The 945-nt window shown below is 67.7% G+C and carries 1 pseudogene; it reads left to right on the forward strand.

The annotated features are described in order from the left end of the window. A pseudogene (locus CCN72_RS36370) lies at positions 1–710 on the forward strand (stage II sporulation protein M); the annotation flags it as partial. Positions 711–945: the final 235 nt, after the last annotated feature.

Below are 945 nucleotides of genomic sequence, written 5' to 3' on the forward strand. Positions count from 1 at the left end.
CCGGCCGCCGTCTATCGCGCCCGCCGCTGGTGGATCCCCACGGCGCTCGTCTCCACGGCCATCGCGATCCTCCTGGGCTGGTGGATCGGCGCCCACCCGGAGGTGCAGTCCTCCATCGCCGCCCCCGCCCAGCTACGCCAGATGACCCGTCCCGGCGGTGAGTACGAGACCTACTACTCCAGCCACCCGGCGGCCTCCTTCGCCGCCCANNGGCCGCGATGTGCCTGGTCCTGGGCGTCTTCCTGGGCCTGCCGGTGCTGTGGATCCTCTTCGAGAACATGCTCAACCTCGGTGTCGGCTTCGGCCTGATGTCCTCCGCCGGCCGCCTCGACACCTTCCTCGGCCTGGTCCTGCCGCACGGCCTGCTGGAACTGACCGCGGTCTTCGTCGCCGCCGGCACGGGGCTGCGCCTGGGCTGGACTCTGATCGACCCCGGCCCCCGCACCCGGCGAGCCGCCCTCGCGGAGGAGGGGCGGGCCGCGCTCGGCATGGCGATCGGCCTCGCCCTGGTCCTGTTCGTCTCCGGCGCCATCGAAGGGTTCGTGACACCGTCCGGACTGCCCACCTGGGCCCGTATCGGTATCGGTGTCGTGGCCGAGGTGGCGTTCCTGACGTACGTCTACGTCCTCGGGGGTCGCGCGGTACGTGAGGGCGAGACGGGTGATCTCGACGCGGCGGACCGCAGTTCCTCCGTGCCCACCGCCGCATGATGTGCGTCCGGCCCCTCTGAGCTGCTAGTCTCCTCTTCGCCCACAAGAGCCGTTGACACGGGTCGTGTGGGGAGGTAGATTCAAACAGTTGCCTAGAACTGGACACGTCCGGTGGCGACCGCTAGACTCTACTAGCTTCCAAGAAGTCGCTATCGACATTCAAAAGAAGCATCCTCCCGATTACTCAGAAATGAGCGGCCGGTCAGACCGGCCAAGAACTTCTGATAAAGTCGGA

This window comes from Streptomyces murinus (assembly GCF_002154555.1).
GTDB classification, from domain to species: Bacteria; Actinomycetota; Actinomycetes; order Streptomycetales; family Streptomycetaceae; genus Streptomyces; species Streptomyces murinus.